At 70.4% G+C, this 16,210-nt stretch carries 13 protein-coding genes; 9 read left to right on the plus strand and 4 right to left on the minus strand.

What is annotated here, in order from left to right; translation table 11 throughout:
* Window positions 1-10: 10 nt before the first annotated feature.
* From ACZ6TI_RS09330 to ACZ6TI_RS09345, 4 genes are all read left to right on the plus strand, one after another.
* Window positions 11-784, plus strand: a complete 774-nt coding sequence (locus tag ACZ6TI_RS09330) for an SDR family NAD(P)-dependent oxidoreductase (RefSeq protein ID WP_465344510.1) — start codon at window positions 11-13, stop codon at window positions 782-784.
* 67 nt (window positions 785-851) lie between these two features.
* Window positions 852-1,859 carry a coiled-coil domain-containing protein gene (locus ACZ6TI_RS09335; RefSeq protein ID WP_465344511.1) on the plus strand — a complete coding sequence of 336 codons (1,008 nt, stop codon included), beginning with the start codon at window positions 852-854 and terminating at the stop codon, window positions 1,857-1,859.
* A 27-nt stretch (window positions 1,860-1,886) separates the two neighbouring features.
* Window positions 1,887-3,386 carry a fused MFS/spermidine synthase gene (locus ACZ6TI_RS09340; RefSeq protein WP_465344512.1) on the plus strand — a complete coding sequence of 500 codons (1,500 nt, stop codon included), beginning with the start codon at window positions 1,887-1,889 and terminating at the stop codon, window positions 3,384-3,386.
* Between the two features lie 79 nt (window positions 3,387-3,465).
* Window positions 3,466-5,172: a serine/threonine-protein kinase gene (locus ACZ6TI_RS09345; RefSeq protein ID WP_465344513.1), complete on the plus strand. Its 1,707-nt coding sequence runs from the start codon at window positions 3,466-3,468 to the stop codon at window positions 5,170-5,172.
* Here the strand turns inward: ACZ6TI_RS09345 and ACZ6TI_RS09350 are convergent.
* Window positions 5,169-5,843, minus strand: a complete 675-nt coding sequence (locus tag ACZ6TI_RS09350) for a potassium channel family protein (protein ID WP_465344514.1) — start codon at window positions 5,841-5,843, stop codon at window positions 5,169-5,171. The genes ACZ6TI_RS09345 and ACZ6TI_RS09350 overlap by 4 nt on opposite strands.
* Window positions 5,836-7,131, minus strand: coding sequence for a TrkH family potassium uptake protein (locus ACZ6TI_RS09355; protein ID WP_465344981.1), 1,296 nt, complete (start codon window positions 7,129-7,131; stop codon window positions 5,836-5,838). Before ACZ6TI_RS09355 ends, ACZ6TI_RS09350 begins: the two co-directional genes overlap by 8 nt.
* 162 nt (window positions 7,132-7,293) lie before the next feature.
* Here ACZ6TI_RS09355 and ACZ6TI_RS09360 point away from each other — a divergent pair, with 162 nt between their 5' ends.
* From ACZ6TI_RS09360 to ACZ6TI_RS09370, 3 genes are all read left to right on the plus strand, one after another.
* Window positions 7,294-8,247 carry a glycerophosphodiester phosphodiesterase family protein gene (locus ACZ6TI_RS09360; protein WP_465344515.1) on the plus strand — a complete coding sequence of 318 codons (954 nt, stop codon included), beginning with the start codon at window positions 7,294-7,296 and terminating at the stop codon, window positions 8,245-8,247.
* Window positions 8,248-8,444: 197 nt separating this feature from the next.
* On the plus strand, window positions 8,445-9,701 hold the full coding sequence (locus ACZ6TI_RS09365; protein WP_465344516.1) for an MFS transporter: 1,257 nt from the start codon (window positions 8,445-8,447) through the stop codon (window positions 9,699-9,701).
* Between the two features lie 637 nt (window positions 9,702-10,338).
* Window positions 10,339-11,064, plus strand: coding sequence for an SDR family NAD(P)-dependent oxidoreductase (locus ACZ6TI_RS09370; RefSeq protein WP_465344517.1), 726 nt, complete (start codon window positions 10,339-10,341; stop codon window positions 11,062-11,064).
* Between the two features lie 247 nt (window positions 11,065-11,311).
* On the opposite strand, the gene ACZ6TI_RS09375 is transcribed toward ACZ6TI_RS09370, so the two are convergent.
* On the minus strand, window positions 11,312-11,710 hold the full coding sequence (locus ACZ6TI_RS09375; RefSeq protein WP_465344518.1) for a hypothetical protein: 399 nt from the start codon (window positions 11,708-11,710) through the stop codon (window positions 11,312-11,314).
* A gap of 161 nt (window positions 11,711-11,871) precedes the next feature.
* Here ACZ6TI_RS09375 and ACZ6TI_RS09380 point away from each other — a divergent pair, with 161 nt between their 5' ends.
* Window positions 11,872-13,995, plus strand: a complete 2,124-nt coding sequence (locus ACZ6TI_RS09380) for a RecQ family ATP-dependent DNA helicase (protein ID WP_465344982.1) — start codon at window positions 11,872-11,874, stop codon at window positions 13,993-13,995.
* A gap of 440 nt (window positions 13,996-14,435) precedes the next feature.
* Here ACZ6TI_RS09380 and ACZ6TI_RS09385 read toward each other — a convergent pair whose 3' ends face one another.
* Window positions 14,436-15,368 (minus strand): C40 family peptidase, encoded by a 933-nt coding sequence (locus tag ACZ6TI_RS09385; RefSeq protein WP_465344519.1) that lies wholly within the window; start codon window positions 15,366-15,368, stop codon window positions 14,436-14,438.
* Window positions 15,369-15,718: 350 nt separating this feature from the next.
* On the opposite strand from ACZ6TI_RS09385, the gene ACZ6TI_RS09390 reads away from it, so the two are divergent.
* Window positions 15,719-16,015: a metal-sensitive transcriptional regulator gene (locus ACZ6TI_RS09390; RefSeq protein WP_465344520.1), complete on the plus strand. Its 297-nt coding sequence runs from the start codon at window positions 15,719-15,721 to the stop codon at window positions 16,013-16,015.
* The last annotated feature ends 195 nt before the right edge of the window (window positions 16,016-16,210 follow it).

Raw genomic sequence — 16,210 nt, forward strand, 5'->3', positions numbered from 1 at the left:
AAGTGCCGGCGTGACCTCGTACCTCGATGAAGTTTTCGGTTTGTCCGGCCGTCTCGCGGTGGTGACCGGTGGCAGTTCCGGCATCGGCCGGGCGATGGCGATCGCGCTGGGCCGGGCGGGCGCCCGCGTCGTGCTGCTCGCGCGGGGGGGGCCGGCGCTCGACGAGACCGTCGCCGAGCTGGGCGGGCACGGTGTCGAGGCGGGCGCGATCTCCGCGGACCTCGCCGATCGCGCGGCGGTCCGAGCCGCCGTCGACCAGATCCTCGACGGGTACGGGAACCCGGACGTGCTCGTCAACGCCGCCGCGGTCAACCGCCGCCCGCCGCTCGACGACCTCACCGAGGACGACTGGGACGTCACGATGGCCGCCAACCTGACCGCGCCCTTTCTGCTCGGGCAGGCGTTCGGTCCACGGATGGCCGAGCGCGGCCGTGGCCGCATCATCAACGTCGTGTCCCAGCAGGCGTTCCGGGCGTATGGGAACAGCGGCGCCTATGGCGTGTCCAAGGCCGGTCTCGTCGCGTTGACCCGATCGCAGGCCGAGGCCTGGTCGCGGCGCGGCGTCTGCTGCAACGCGATCGCGCCGGGCGTGGTGCACACCCCGCTGACCGAGGAGGTGTTCGCCGACCCGTCGAAAGTCCGTGCGCATGCTCTGCGGGCGATGACGGGACGTAACGGCGTACCCGAAGATTTTGTGGGTTGTGTCCTTTATCTGGCGAGTGATTCCAGTGCCTCCGTGACCGGTCAAACACTCTTCGTCGACGGTGGATATTCGTCCACCTGATCGAGGTGCGTTTATCCCAAGAGGACGGGTACAGTCGCCTCCGCTGAATCCCCCTGGGAGGTAGACCGTGGCGGCGACGCTCCTCAGGCGGCTGGCGGCTGTGGTCGTGCTGCCTGCCGTGTTGCTGGCATCCGTGCTGGCCGCACCGGCGAGCGCGGAGCCCGACGACGAGGGTGGCACGAAGACGCTCCGGGCCGCGCTCGAGTCGGCCGCCAAGGGGCACATCGAGGCGAAGCAGAAGCTGCAGGCGTCGCAGAAGCGCCAGAAAGAGCTGCAGGCCAGCCTGCTCTCGTCGCAGGTCGAAGCCAAGCAGATGGAGACCGAGGTGGCCGCGGTCGCCGCGCGGACCTACCGTCTCGGCCGCTTCAACACCATGACCATGCTGCTCAGCGCCAGCTCGCCGGACTCGTTCCTGGAGCGTGCCAAGGGCCTCGACATGATGGCCCGGCTGGACGGCAAGGCGCTGATCCGCTATCGGGCCGCGGTGGACAACTACGCGAAGGCCAACGCCGCGCTGGCCCTGGAGATCAAGGAACAGCAGAAGCAGGTCACGGTCCTGGCCAAGAAGAAGAAGGAAGCCGAGCTCGCGCTGGCCAGTGTGGGCGGTGGCAGCGTGGCGGGCGGCTTCGTGAGCGCGAACTCGCCGCTGGCCAAGCCCGCGCCCCGCAACAAGGACGGTTCGTGGCCGACCGAGCGCTGCACGGTCGACGACCCGACCACGTCCGGGTGCATCACACCGCGGCTGCTGAACTCCTACCAGCAGGCCCGGTCGGCCGGCTTCAAGCGCTACACGTCGTGCTTCAGCCAGCGCTCGTCCGGCGAGCATCCGAAGGGCCGCGCCTGTGACTTCGCGGCGGCCTCGGGCGGCTTCGAGAACGTCAACGCGAGCGGCGGCGACAAGGTCTACGGCAACAACCTGGCGGCGTACTTCGTGAAAAACGCCGATCGGCTGGGCGTGCTCTATGTGATCTGGTTCCGGGAGATCTGGATGCCGGGCACCGGGTGGCGGTCCTACAGCGGCTCGGGCGGGCCCAGCGCCACCCACACGAACCACGTCCACCTCTCAGTGATCTAGCAGATTCGGCTGGGTAGGCTCCCGGCGATGGAAGAGCCGCCGCGCCCCCTGCCGAACGCCCTGGCCACCGCCCTCGTCTTCTTCGCCAGCGGAGCCGTGCTGGTCCTCGAGATCGTGGCGCTGCGCCTGGTCGGGCCTTATGTCGGCGTGACCCTGCAGGTGAGCAGCTCGGTGATCGGCATCTCGCTGGCCGCCATCGCGTACGGCACCTGGCTGGGCGGCCGGCTGGCCGACCGGTTCGACCCGCGCCTGCTGCTCGCGCCGGCGCTGATCCTCGCCGCGATCGGCACCGCGGTGACCTTGCCGCTGGTCCGCTGGGGTGGCGAGGTGCTGCGCGGCGGCGCCGCCCCGGCCGTGCTGCTGCTCGCCGCGATGGCCGTCTTCCTGCCCGCGTTCCTGCTCGCCGGCATCACCCCGCTGGTGGTCAAGCTGCAGCTGGGCGATCTGCGCAAGACCGGCGAGGTGGTCGGCCGGCTGTCCAGCTTCGGCACGCTCGGCGCGATCACCGCCACCTTGGGTACGGGCTTCATCTTCGTCGCCGCGATGCCGAGCAGCGTGATCATCCTCTCGCTGGCCGGGCTGCTCGCGCTCGCCGGCTTCGGGCTGGGCTGGTGGCTGCGCCGCACCTCCCCGCTTCTGGGACGGCCGCGGACGCGGGCGACACTTGCGGCCGTCGGCCTGGTCGGCGCGGGTCTGGGCGCGCTGGCGCCGACGCCGTGTGACGTGGAGACGGCCTATCACTGCGCGCGAGTGGACGTCGATGCCGCGGTGCCCGGTGGCCGCGTTCTCAACCTCAACTCGGCTCGGCACTCGTATGTCGATCTCAACGACCCCACGCATCTTGATTTCGCTTACGTGCAGTGGATCGGCGCGGTGGCGGACACCGTGCGGCTGCCGCAGGCTCCGATCACCGCGCTGCATCTCGGCGGCGGCGGTTTCACAGTGCCGAACTACGTCGCTTCTACCCGGCCCGGCAGTGATCAACTCGTGCTGGAGTTGGATGGCGGCTTGGTCGATTTGGACAAGTCAGAATTAGGCCTGGAATTGGGACCCCGGCTGCGGGCTCAGGTCGGCGACGCCCGGGTGGGGCTGGCGGCGCAGCGGACCGGCGCCTACGACCTGGTGGTCGGCGACGCCTTCGGCCACCTGGTGGTGCCGTGGCACCTCGCCACCAAGGAGATGGCGACCGACATCGCGCGGGTTCTGAAGGCCGACGGCGTCTATGCCCAGAACGTGATCGACTACCCGCCGGACCGCTTCATCCGGGCCGAGGTCGCGACCGTGCGGGCGGCCTTTCCGCACACCGCGCTGATCGCGCCGCCGCGGGCGCTGGCCGGTGAGATCGGCGCGAACTTCGTGATCGTGGCGTCCAGGTCACCGCTGCGGCTGGACTTTCTGCGGGACGCGCTGGACCTCGCGGACGAGCCGGTCACGATGCTTTCCGGCGCCTCCTTGGACTCGTTTGTCGGGGACGCACGAGTGTTGACCGACGACTACGCGCCTGTTGATCAACTGCTGCAGGGTTGACTCCTGCCCCACTCCGGACATAGCGGGCGCTTTCTCCTAGCGGCATCCCGTCGCACCTCGTTGGCCCCACAATCGGCATATGGGGCGGATCGGGCGGCGCATCGCGGACCGCTACCGCCTTGTCGAGAAGCTGGGCACCGGCGGCATGTCCGAGGTGTGGCGCGGGCACGACGAGGTGCTCGGTCGCGAGGTCGCGGTCAAGGTGTTGTCCGCCCAGCTCGCCGGAGACGACGGGTTCCGCGAGCGGATGCGCCAGGAGGCGCTGGCCGCGGCCGGGCTGTGCCACCCGCACATCACCAGCATCTTCGACTTCGGGGAGTCGACCGTCCCGTACGTGGTGATGGAGCTCAACGACGGTGAGTCGGTGGCCGCCCGGGTCGGCCGGGACGGGCCGCTGCCCTGGCGGGACGCCGTGACGATGGCCGCCGAGGTCGCGTCGGCGCTGGCCACCGCGCACGCCCGCGGCGTCGTGCACCGCGACATCACCCCGGCCAACGTGATGCTCACCCGGGCCGGCGCCAAGGTGGTCGACTTCGGCATCTCCGCCCTGGTCGGGCAGCGCGACTCGGCGCCGGACGGCAGCCTGCTCGGCACGCCCGCATATCTGGCGCCGGAACGACTCGGCGGCGTGCACGTGTCACCGGCGACCGACGTGTACGCCCTCGGCGTGCTGCTCTACCGCACCCTGACCGGGCGGTTGCCGTGGCCGGCCGAGAACACCACCGAGGCGTTGCGGGCGCACCTCTACGCCGACCCGGACCCGGTGCCGTCGCTGCCCGGACTGCCCGACCTGGTGTCCACGCTCTGCCTGCGCTGCCTCGCCAAAGCGCCGGAGGACCGGCCGCCGGCGTCCGAGGTGGCGGCCCGGCTCGGCGCGCTGGTCGGGATGCAGCCGGTGATCCCGCCGATCGCCGACGGGCCGACCGTGCGCCTCGAACTTCCGAAACCGGCGGCCGTGCGGTTGAGGTCTCTGCGGCTGCGGACGTTGCGATTGCGAGCCGGCCTGCGGCTGCTGCCGGCGCTCCGGCTCGGCGACGCGAAACCGCTGGGTGGCGGGCTCTTCCTCGGCGGGCAGGTGCTGTCCGGACTGTCCGCGACCTTCGCCCTGACCGGGCGGCATCGGTTGCAGGCCGGCGTCGCCACGGTCGCGCTGCTGGCGGCGATCGGGGTGAGCTGGTCCGCGACGCGGGAGTCGTCCGAGGTCGGCACCGCGCAGGCGTCGGCGGCCGGCGCCGGTACGCCGGCCGGGGTGGTGCACGCCGCGGACTGTGCCGTGCGCTATCGGGTCGAGAAGGACACAGGGGCCGACTTCGAGGCGCGGCTGACCGTGGTCAACACGGGCGAGTCGACGGTCGGGGAGTGGCGGATGGAGTTCGCCTATCCGGGGACGCAGCGGCTCACCGATCCGGGTCGGACGGTGGCGCAGAACGGGCGGAAGGTCGTCTATCGCGGGAAGAAGGATCTCGGGCCGGGGCGGTCGGTGAGCATCACGCTGCGGGGGGCATATCGGGGGAGCAACCCGTTGCCGCTGGCCTTCCGGCTGGACGGGCAGGTGTGCGAGGCGACGGTGCTCGGCGCGCGTACCGAAGAAGAACCCGCCGCGGCCCAGCCCGCGGTGACCAGGACGAAGACCCCCACACCGCGGCCGCCGCGCAAGAAGAAGGTCAAGTCGACCCCGGCTCCCCAGTCTCCGCCCCGGGTCGTCGAGAAGAAGAAGGTGACGCCGGAAAGCCCGCCGCCGGCGCCCCCGACCGCGCGGGTCGGCGGCTTCTCCGTCGCGATCTAGGTCGTCGCCGCGAACTGCTCCACCTTTTCGGTGTCGCCGGCCACGATCAGGATGCAGCGTTCCGGCACGACCGTTTCGGGCCTGGCGTACGTGAAATCCTCGCCCGGCATCTTCACCCCCACGACCGTGACGCCCCAGCGCGTGCGCAACCCGACGTCGGCGAGCGACCGGCCCACCGCCTCCTTGGGCGCACGCACCTTGGCGATCGCGAAGCCGTCGTCGAACTCGATGTAGTCGAGCATCCGGCCGGTGATCAGGTGCGCCACCCGTTCGCCGATCTCCGCCTCGGGATAGATCACGTGCCGCGCGCCGACCTGCGCCAGGATCTTGCCGTGCTTGACGCTGGTCGCCTTCGCCCAGATCTCCGGCACGCCGATCTCGGCCAGCGTCAGCACGGTGAGCACGCTGGTCTCCAGGTTGGTGCCGATGCCGACCACCGCGCGCGGGAAGTCCTGGATGCCGAGCTGGTGCAGGGTGTCGGTGTCGGTCGCGTCCGCCTCCACCACCTGGGTCAGCCGATCCGCCCAGTCCTGCACGATGCGCGGGTCGGAATCGACGCCGAGCACCTCGTGGCCGAGGTTCTGCAGCGACTCGGCGACCGCGCCGCCGAACCGGCCCAGGCCGATGACCACGACGTTGTCCTCCGCGGGTGGTGCCTTCTTGTCAGCCAACGAGGGGTCTCTCCTCCGGATAGCGGTAGAGCCGGCGCCGGGTGTTCAGCGCGATCGCGGTGCCGACCGCGATCGTGCCGACCCGGCCGACATACATCAACACGACCAGCATGATCTGGGCGGACTCCGGCAGATTCGGCGTGATGCCGGTGCTCAGGCCGACCGTGGCGAACGCCGACGTCACCTCGAACAGGGCCCGGTCGAACGGGATGTCGTCGGTCAGCCCGATCAGCCCGATCGTGCCGGCCGCGACCAGCGCCACCCCGAGCAGCGCCACGGTGATCGCCTGCCGCTGCGTCTCCTCGGCGATCCGCCGGTTGCGGATCGTCACGTCCGGCTCGCCGCGCAGCTCCGCCCAGATGACGAACGCGAGCAGCAGGAACGTGGTCACCCGGATGCCGCCGGCGGTGCTGGCACTGCCACCGCCGATGAACATCATCGCGTTGGTGACCGCGATCGTCTCGGTGTTCATGTCACCCAGGTTGATGCTGTTGAAGCCGCCGGAGCGGGTCATCACGTCCTGGGTGAGCGCGGCCAGGATCTTGGTGCCCACCCCCTCCCCGCCGAGGGTCCGCGGATTCGCCCACTCGAAGGTCAGGAACACCAGCAAGCCGATCGAGCTGAGCAGCAGCGTCCCCCACACGGTGAGGCGGGTGTGCGTCGACCAGGTGTGCGGCTTGCGCCACTCGCGGGCCAGCTCGAAGAGCACCGGGAAGCCGATCGCGCCGGTGAAGACGCCGATCGCCAGCGGCAGGCAGATCCACCAGTCACCGACGAACCGGACCAGGCTGTCCGGGTAGAGCGCGAAGCCCGCGTTGTTGAACGCCTGCACCGCGTGGAAGACCGCCTCCCACACCGCCCGGCCGAACGAGTAGTCGTACTTCAGCCAGAACCGCAGGGTGAGCACCACGCTGATGGCCGACTCGAAGGCGAACATGGTCAGCGCGACCCGGATCAGCACCCGCCCCAGGTTCCCGTCGAACAGCCCGGAGCTCTCCGCCTGCGCCATCAGCCGGCTGCGCAACCCGAGCCGGCGCGACACGAGCAGGCTGAGCAGGGTGGCCAGCGTCATGATGCCGAAGCCGCCGATCTGCGACAGCACGGTGATCAGCACCTGGCCGAAGGTGGACCAGTAGGTCGGAGTGTCGACCACGGTCAGCCCGGTCACACAGACGGCGCTGGTCGCGGTGAAGAGAGCGGTGACGAACGGCGCGTGGCCCGGGTCGGCGCGTGCCGCGGGCAGCATCATCAGCGCGGTGCCGACGGCCACCGCGCCGAGGAACGCCATCGGCACGATCCGCGCGGGATAGCGCCATGGTGAGCGTCCCCGCACGGTCACTCTCCTTTCGTCGCCGTCTTCGCCCCAAGGTCATACCACTTCGGGATGACGTTTACCTGCTGGTCGTGTCGTGCCCACCGCGGTGTCGCCAACCGACCGTTCACTGTGTTCGTGGACTACGTTCCGGCCAAGCCGCTGGTCATCGGACATCGCGGCGCCTGTGGATATCGCCCCGAACACACCCTCGAGTCATATCGCCTGGCGATCCGCCTCGGCGCCGACTACATCGAACCCGATCTCGTGTCGACCCGCGACGGCGTGCTGGTCGCCCGGCACGAGAACGACATCTCCCGCACCACCGACGTCGCTGCGCATGCTTCTTTCGCCGGCCGCCGCACCACCAAGTTGGTCGACGGCGTCGAGGTCACCGGGTGGTTCACCGAGGACTTCACGCTCGCCGAGCTGCGCGCGCTCCGCGCGATCGAAAGACTCCCCGGGGTACGCCCACAGAACACGCTCTTCGACGGCCGCTTCACCGTGCCCACGTTCCAGGAGATCCTCGACCTGGCACACGCCGAGGAGCGCCGGTTGGGCCGTCCGATCGGCGTCTACCCCGAGACCAAGCTCCCGTCGTATTTCGCCGCCCTCGGCCTGGGCCTGGAGGAGCCGCTGATCCGGACGCTCTATCGCAACGGATTCGCGGACCGCACCGACCACGTCCTGATCCAGTCGTTCGAGGCGTCGTCGCTGATCACGATGCAGGCCATGACCGAACTGCGGCTGATGCACCTGTTCGAGGATCATGTTCCCGATCTGACGGCCATCGCGTCCTATGCCCATGCGATCGGCCCGGACAAGGACCTGCTGCGCGCCGACCCCGGCATCGTCGCGCGGGCGCATGCCGCCGGCCTGGCCGTGCATGCCTGGACGTTTCGGGCCGAGAATCATTTCCTGCCCGCCGACCTGCGGATCGGCCCCGAGCCAACCGCCCGAGGCGACGTCATCTCCGAGTACGAGCACTTCCTCGGCCTCGGCGTCGACGGCCTCTTCACCGATCATCCCGACACCGCCGTAGCGGCGGTGAACGCAGTCCGCCGCCACCGAGTGCCGGCCACCGTGAGCTGATCCCCGCTCACGGCACTCCTAATGGCGGTGCGCGGCCACCGGGTGGCGGTTAGCGTGTGGTGAGTTTTTCCGGAAAGGGGCAGTGATGCAGCAGAACATGGTGCCGGTCTCCGCCGCGTAGCGAGGACCTGGTCTTTCTCCTCTCCTCGCTATGGGGCGGTCCTCGCGACCGAATCCCACCTGCTTGAGGAGCAGTTTTGCGTGCCCTTTCCGCCGCGCGTCTCGGCGCGGACTTCAGCAAGCTCTGGACCGCGTCGGCGGTCTCCAACCTGGGCGACGGCGTCACGATGGTGGCCGGCCCGTTGCTCGTCTCCACGATCAGCGACGACCCGGCCGCGGTGGCCGGCGCGGTCTTCGCCCAGCAGCTGCCGTGGTTGCTGTTCGCCCTGGTCAGCGGCGCCTGGGCGGACCGCCTGGACCGGCGCCGCCTGGTCACCGCGGTCAACGTCGTGCGAGCCGCGGCGATCGGCCTGCTGGCGGTGTCGATCGCACTGGGTTTCGTGTCGGTGCCGCTGGTCTACGCGGTCTTCTTCGTCCTGGGCACCGGCGAGACCCTGGCCGACACGGCCGCGGCGGCCTTCGTCCCCGCCATCGTGCCCGCCGACCGGCTGCCGGTGGCGAATTCCCTGCTGGGCGGCACGTTCACGGTGATCAACCAGTTCCTGGCAAAGCCGCTGGGCGCATGGTTGTTCGTGCTGACCGCGGCGCTGCCGTTCGGCCTGAACGCAGCATCGTTCCTAGCGTCGGCCCTCCTGATCTCCCTGCTCCGCTCGGTCCCCCCACCCGCCCCGTCGACCACACCCGGCACACGCACCCTCCGCGCCGACATCGCGGAAGGCATTCGCTTCCTCTGGGCCCACCGCCTCCTGCGCACGCTGGCGGTGACGATGGCCTTCGGCAACCTGGTCTTCTGCGCGGCCTTCGCGATCTTCGTCCTGTACTCCCGAGACGTCCTGCACCTCTCCTCGGTCGGCTACGGCGTCCTCCTGACCACCTTCGCCGCAGGCGGCCTGCTCGGCACCGTGGTCGCGCCCTGGCTGCTGCGCACGATCGGTGCCACCCCACTGCTGCGCATCGGCCTGCTCATCGAGGTAGCCCTGCACGCCACCCTGGCCGCGACCGAGAACCCATGGCTGGCGGGCGGAATCATCGTGCTGTTCAGCGTGCACGCGGTGGTCTGGGGCGTAGTGGTCACCACAATCCGCCAGCGAACCGTCCCTTCCGCCCTCTACGGCCGAGCCACCAGCGTCTACTCCCTGCTCGATCTGGGCGGCGCAGCGCTCGGGTCACTGCTGGGCGGCCTGGTGGCCCAGGCATACGGCCTGGTGGCCACCTTCTGGACCGCCGCCATCGCGATGACGGTGGTGTCGGTCTGCGCCTGGCGCCCACTATCGATCGCCACGGCCGTCTTCACCACCCCAACCCCAACCCCCGACCCAGCCGAGCACCGATGACCAAGCCCAGCCGGCCGACCCAACCAAGACCCGGCTGACAACAAGGCGCCGCCACCGCCACGCATCTCAACCCCGGCCGGGCGCGCCAAATCGACCAACCAAGCGCGCCCGGCCGAGCTGATCCTGCGCGCCCGGCGGCGCTGACTCCGCGCGGTCCGGCGGCGCTGACTCCGCGCGGCCCGGCGGGCGGCGCCGACCCTGCGCGGCCCGGTGGGGCTCACGCTGCGTGGCCCGGGCGGCGCCGACCCTGCGCGGCCCGGTGGGGCTTACGCTGCGTGGCCCGGGCGGCGCCGACCCTGCGCGGCCCGGTGGGGCTTACGCTGCGTGGCCCGGGCGGCGCCGACCCTGCGCGGCCCGGTGGGGCTTACGCTGCGTGGCCCGGGCGGCGCCGATCCTGCGCGGTTCGGTGGGGCTGATCCTGCGCCGGCCGGTGGGGCCGATTCGTCGTGCCCTGCGGCCGACTCCATGCCCGTGCGGCTCCGTTGGCCCGCGGCTGGCCAAGCCGATTCAGCACGCACCCAACTGGAGCTGATCTTGCGCCATCCGCCGGTGCATCCCGCCGTGGGCGGGACCCTGCGGCCGCGGTCACAGCGTTGTTTGTGAGCGCGGCCCCGCATAGTCGCTTAAGGTCGCCAGCATGGCGAGGCTTGCAGTGGTGAGTGGTGGCGGCACCGGAATCGGCCGGGCGACGGCGGGCATGCTCGCCGGCGAAGGCTATGACGTGATCATCGTCGGCCGCCGGCCCGACGTGCTGACCGAGGCGGTGAAGTGGATCGGCCCCCAGGCGTCGTCGGTCACCGCCGACCTCTCCGACCCGGACCAGGTCGAGGCCGTGGTCACCGCCGTCGCCGGCCGCCCGGTCGACGTGCTCGTCAACAACGCCGGCGCGTTCATCAGCGGCGATGACGCCACCCCGGCCGACCTGGCCGCACGCTGGCGTGCCGTCTACGACTCAAATGTCATCACCGCCGTCCTCCTCACCGAAGCCCTCCGTCCCCTGCTCCGCCGCCCCGGCGGCCACGTGATCCTGACCAGCTCGATCGCCGCCCAGCGCGGTGGCGGCGGCCCGTATTCGGCCGCCAAGTCAGCCCTGCACGGCTACATGCTCGACCTCGCCGTCCAGCTCGGTCCCGAAGGCGTCACCGCCAACGTGATCTCACCCGGTTACATCACCGACAGCGAATTCTTCGACGGCCGCATGACCGAGGAAGGCCACCGCAAACGCGTCGAATCCACCCTGGTCGGCCGCGCCGGCGTGCCCGACGACATCGCCGAGTCGGTCCGCTGGCTGGTCGGCCCCGGCGGCGGCTTCGTGACCGGCCAGATCATCAACGTCAACGGCGGCACCGTCCTCGGCCGCTGACTCGGCACCCGAAGACACCAGCGCCCCCATCGGCGGCACGGTCCCCGTCGCTGACCCGGCACTGATGACATCAGCGCGCTCATCGGCGGCGCGGTCTCGGTTGCTGACCCGGCGCAGAAGGCATCAGCGCGCTCATCGGCGGCGCGGTCTCGGTCGCTGACCCGGCGCCCGGGAGACATCAGCGCGCTCGACGCGGTGTCGTCGGTCGGCTGCCGGCGGCTGTCGTCGCGCGGAGCGAAGGCCGCTCTTACCGGCCGTCGAGGGTGAACGGCGCCTCTCCTTCGCGGTTGGCCCGGAACCGGAGTGCCGACCAGCGGTCGTCGATCGCGACCTGGCCGGCGGGCCGCATGTCGAACTCCGCCACGATCGGCCACAGCGAATCCCGGTTGATGTCTGTCTTGTTCCCCTTGGGGTAGGCCACCCAGAAGGCCGACGGCTTGGCCAGGTCGGCGGCGTGTTTCTCCAGCATGTCCCGCGCGCCCGCGGCGTCCTCGACGAAGACCACCGCGGCGCTGGCGGTGGCGAGCTGGTCACTCTCGCGCACACCGTCGGGCATCGGCGTGAGCAGCGCGATCCGCGCCGGATCGGATACCCACACGGTCGAGTGCGGCTTGATCTGAAGCTTTTCGGCAACCGTCTTCGTCATGACTTTCACCCTGCCACCGCCGCGATCGGCGCGCGCAAGATCTTTCCAGCCTGTGGATAACCGCCGTCCTGTGGACAACGGCTTTTCTGTCGGATCTGCCTGGTAGACATTGCGGCGTGGCTGAAACGACGGGACACACAACGGTGGGCGAGGCCGAGCGCGTGGTGGTGCGTGAGTGCGCTGAGGAGGTGCTGCGCAAGCTCGCGGGGGAGCACGCCACCCTGCGTGAGGATCAGTGGCGCGCGATCGAGGCGCTGGTGGTCGATCGGCGTCGGGTGCTGTGCGTGCAGCGCACCGGCTGGGGCAAGTCGGCGGTCTATTTCGTGGCCACCGCGCTGCTGCGTGACGGCATCGCGGCCGAGGCCGGCGAGCCACCGGCCGGGCCGACCGTGATCGTTTCGCCGCTGCTCGCCCTGATGCGCAATCAGGTGGAGGCGGCCGCCCGCGCGGGCATCCGGGCGCGCACCATCAACTCCGCAAACCTCGACGAGTGGAGTTCGATCACCGCCGAGATCCGCGAGGGCTCGGTCGACGTTCTGCTGATCAGTCCCGAGCGGCTCAACAATCCGGATTTCCGCGACAACGTGCTGCCCGGCCTCGCCGCGAGCACCGGCCTGCTGGTGGTGGACGAGGCACACTGCGTCTCCGACTGGGGCCACGACTTCCGCCCCGACTACCGGCGGTTGCGCACGTTCCTGGCCGGCCTCCCGTCGCGCACGCCGGTGCTGGCGACCACCGCGACCGCAAACGAAAGGGTGACCGCCGACGTCGCCGAGCAGCTCGGTGACGCGCTCGTGCTGCGCGGCGCGCTCGACCGCGACTCGCTGCGGCTCGCCGTGCTGCGTCTGCCCGACCCGGCGCACCGACTGGCCTGGCTCGCCGACCATCTCGAGCGGCTGCCCAGCTCCGGCATCGTCTACACGCTGACCGTCGCGGCGGCGACCGAGACGGCCGAGTTCCTGCGCTCGCGTGGTTTCGCGGTGGCGTCCTATACGGGCCAGGTCGAGGATGCCGACCGCCGCGCGGCCGAGCAGGATCTGCTGGACAACAAGATCAAGGCGCTGGTCGCGACGTCGGCGCTGGGCATGGGCTTCGACAAACCAGACCTCGGGTTCGTCGTGCACCTCGGCGCGCCGCCGTCGCCGATCGCCTATTACCAGCAGGTCGGTCGTGCCGGTCGGGCCGTGGAGCACGCCGAGGTGGTGTTGCTGCCGGGCACGGAGGACGTGGCGATCTGGCGTTACTTCGCTTCGCTCGCCTTCCCGCCGGAGGAGCAGGTGCGCTCGGTGCTGGCCAACCTGTCACCCGACCGTCCGATGTCGACGCCTGCGCTCGAACCACTGGTCGACCTCCGCCGGGCGCGACTCGAGCTGATGCTCAAGGTCCTCGACGTCGACGGCGCGGTCCGTCGCACCCGCGGCGGCTGGCTGTCGACCGGCGAGCCGTGGACCTATGACACCGCCCGCCTGCGCAGAGTCGCCGAGGCACGCACCCGAGAGCAACAAACCATGCTTGAGTACGCGGAAACGACCGACTGCCGCATGGAGTTCCTGCGCAAGTGTCTGGACGACCCGGAAGCCAAGCCGTGCGGCCGGTGCGACACCTGCGCGGATCCGCTGTTCGACGCCGCCGTCTCGGCCGAGTCACTGGCCGCCGCGCATGCCTTCCTGGGCCGGCCGGGCGTCGAGATCGCGCCGAAGAAGCTGTGGCCCACCGGCATGGACGCCGTCGGGGTGCCCCTGAAAGGCAAGATCAGCCCGGCCGAGCAGATCAGCGCCGGTCGTGCCGTCGGGCGACTTTCCGACCTGGGCTGGGGCGGTCGCCTGCGCGAGCTCATCGGTCCCGGCGCTCCAGACGCACCGATCTCAGCCGACGTCGCAGGCGCCGTGGTCGAGGTTTTGAAGGCCTGGGCGCGCGGCGACAACAGCTGGGAGCAACGACCAGCAGCCGTGGTAGCCGTGGGTTCGAGCCGGCGGCCACAGCTGGTGCGCAGCATCGCCGAGCACATCGCAACGGTAGGCCGGCTGCCGTTCCTAGGCACGCTGGCGTCATCACACCTGGGCGACGACGGTCCGCGCGGCAACAGCGCCCAGCGGGTCCGCGCTCTGCACAACGTCTTCACAGTCCCACCCGAGCTAGCCGCCGAAATATCCACACTGGACGGTCCAGTCCTGCTGGTCGACGACTCGGTCGACTCGGGCTGGACAATGGTCCTGGCCGGCCGAGCCCTACGCCAGGCCGGCGCCCCAGCCGTCCTCCCACTGGCCCTCGCCGTCGCAGGCTGATTCGCCACCTGCCGGCTACTTCTGCCCCCTGCGGGTCGCACCGGCCGCGCAGGGCCGGCAACCGAGGTGGGGCGGGCCGGTGTGTTGCGGCACGCTCGGCTCCTCGGTCGAGCCTTATGTGGTGCGGCCTATCCGGCCCGGTCAGGCCTGCCGGGATGCGCCTTTCTGGTTTGGCCCGGCCTGGTGTGGTGCGGCTCGCGCGGTTCGGTCTGGCTTGGCGGGGTGCGGCCTTTCCGGTTCGGTCTGGTCCGGCTCTCCCGGCTCGGTCGGGCCTGGTCTGGTCCGGCTTGGTCCGGCCCGCCCGGCTCGGTCGTTGGCGCGGTGGGGTCGGCGGTTGCGGCAGCTGGCGGGGTTGCCTCGCCGAACTGGTCGCCAGCGCCTTGCGCGTGGCGAGTCCAGCGGGCTGCGGCAAACCGGGCGGTGAGACGTGGGACCGGGCGTCAGGCGGCGTGGGTGGGGCGGCCGAAGCCGTGGACCGGCTGGGAGTTGATGGGGGCGATGCGGACGTCTTCGCCATATTCCGGGGCGTGGATCATCATGCCGTCGCCGATGTAGATGCCTACGTGGCTGATGCGGCCGTAGAAGAAGACCAGGTCGCCTGGGCGGGCGTCGGCTCGGGTCAGGCGGGCGGTTGAGTTGTATTGGCGGGCTGCGTTGTGGGGGAGGGATGCGCCTGCGCGACTCCATGCGGCCATGGTCAGGCCGGAGCAGTCGTAGGAGCGTGGGCCGGAGGCGCCCCAGCTGTAGGGCTTGCCGAGTTGGGCGTAGGCGAAGGCGACCACTCGTGCGGCGGGGCCGGCCACATAGGGCGGTGCGGGGTAGTTGAAGACCTGGGCATAGCGCGAGCCGCCGCCGTAGGCGACTCGGCGCATCTGCTTGAGGGCGGCGATCTCGCCTTCGACGGCGGTCTTCTTCGCGGCCAGCTGAGCCTGGGTGCGGCGCTGTTGGGCGGCCAGCAGATTGAGCATCGCCCGGGTGTCGCCGACCTTTTGCCGGGCGGTCGTCAGTTCGTTGAGCGCGCGCTGCTGCTGGGCCGCGATCTCGTGCAGGACCAGGAGCTTTCCGATGAACTCCTGCGGATCCTGCGAGCCGAAGAGGGCGACCGTCGGCCCGCGAACGGTCCGGCGGTAGGTGGTGGACGCGAGGCCTCCGATCAGTTCCTGTCGCTGCCGCAGGTCCTCGGTCATCGGGCCGATCCGGGCGCCCAGCGTGCGCTGCTGGGCGACATTGGCACGCAGGTCGTCGCGTGACTCGTTGAACTGCTCCACGATCACCTCGAGGCGGTGAGACGCGGCCGCGATCCGTCGATCCAGCTCACTCACCGACGGCCGATCCGCCCGCAGGCCGGCAACCAGCCAGCCGGCAGATGCCACGGCCCGCGACGCCCCTCCTCGCGATGCCCCGGCTGACGATGCCACCGCCTGCGACGTCCCGGCCTGCGACGCCAGGGCCCGCGACGTCAGTGCGGGCGATGCCGCTGCCCGTGATGGTGCGGCGGCGTGCACTGCGACGATGGCAGGCTCCACGGCGACAGACGACGCTGCGGGCGAAGCGGCGGCTGGTGTGATGGTCAGCTGGCCGGTGATGCCCGCTGCGGCCAGGATGAGAGCCGGCGCGACAATGAAGCGGCGGGCGTGGAGAGACGGCACGACGGCTTTAACGAGGCAAAACGCCTAAAGCCACGCCGTCGATCGCTCATACGGGTGGGGGGTATGCTGGCGCTATGAGTGACGACCACCCCGGGCCGCATGGCTACTCCGGTGACAAGCAGGCGCTGCTCGGCCGGCTGCGCCGCATCGAAGGTCAGATCCGCGGCCTCCAGCGGATGGTTGACGAGGACACCTACTGCATCGACGTCCTGACCCAGATCTCCGCGGCGAAAAGCGCATTGCAATCGGTGGCCGTCGGGCTGCTCGAGGATCACCTCGCGCACTGTGTCGTGGACGCCGCCCGCGCCGGCGACCCGACCGCCAAGGTCAAAGAGGCATCCGACGCCATAGCCCGCCTGGTCAAGAGCTGACCGGGCCAAGAGCTAGCGAGGCCAGGGCAACCTTTGGCCGGGCAAAGGTCTGGCGAGGCGACGGACTGGCGAGGCCAGGGTCTGGCCAGACCAACGGTCGGCCACACCGAGGTTGAAAGAGGCCGAGGTTGAAAGACACCGGGGTTGAAAGAGACGAGGCCTGACCAGGCCCAGGGCCTAACCAGGCCCCAAAGC

It is taken from the genome of Actinoplanes sp. NPDC051388, from assembly GCF_055586225.1.

Bases quoted from the DNA above. Each gene is read 5' to 3' on its own strand.
- ACZ6TI_RS09340 (WP_465344512.1), top strand. From the start codon at position 1,887: ATGGAAGAGCCGCCGCGCCCCCTGCCGAACGCCCTGGCCACCGCCCTC.
- ACZ6TI_RS09345 (WP_465344513.1), top strand. From the start codon at position 3,466: ATGGGGCGGATCGGGCGGCGCATCGCGGACCGCTACCGCCTTGTCGAG.
- ACZ6TI_RS09355 (WP_465344981.1), bottom strand. From the start codon at position 7,131: ATGGCGTTCCTCGGCGCGGTGGCCGTCGGCACCGCGCTGATGATGCTG.
- ACZ6TI_RS09370 (WP_465344517.1), top strand. From the start codon at position 10,339: ATGGCGAGGCTTGCAGTGGTGAGTGGTGGCGGCACCGGAATCGGCCGG.
- ACZ6TI_RS09375 (WP_465344518.1), bottom strand. From the start codon at position 11,710: ATGACGAAGACGGTTGCCGAAAAGCTTCAGATCAAGCCGCACTCGACC.
- ACZ6TI_RS09390 (WP_465344520.1), top strand. From the start codon at position 15,719: ATGAGTGACGACCACCCCGGGCCGCATGGCTACTCCGGTGACAAGCAG.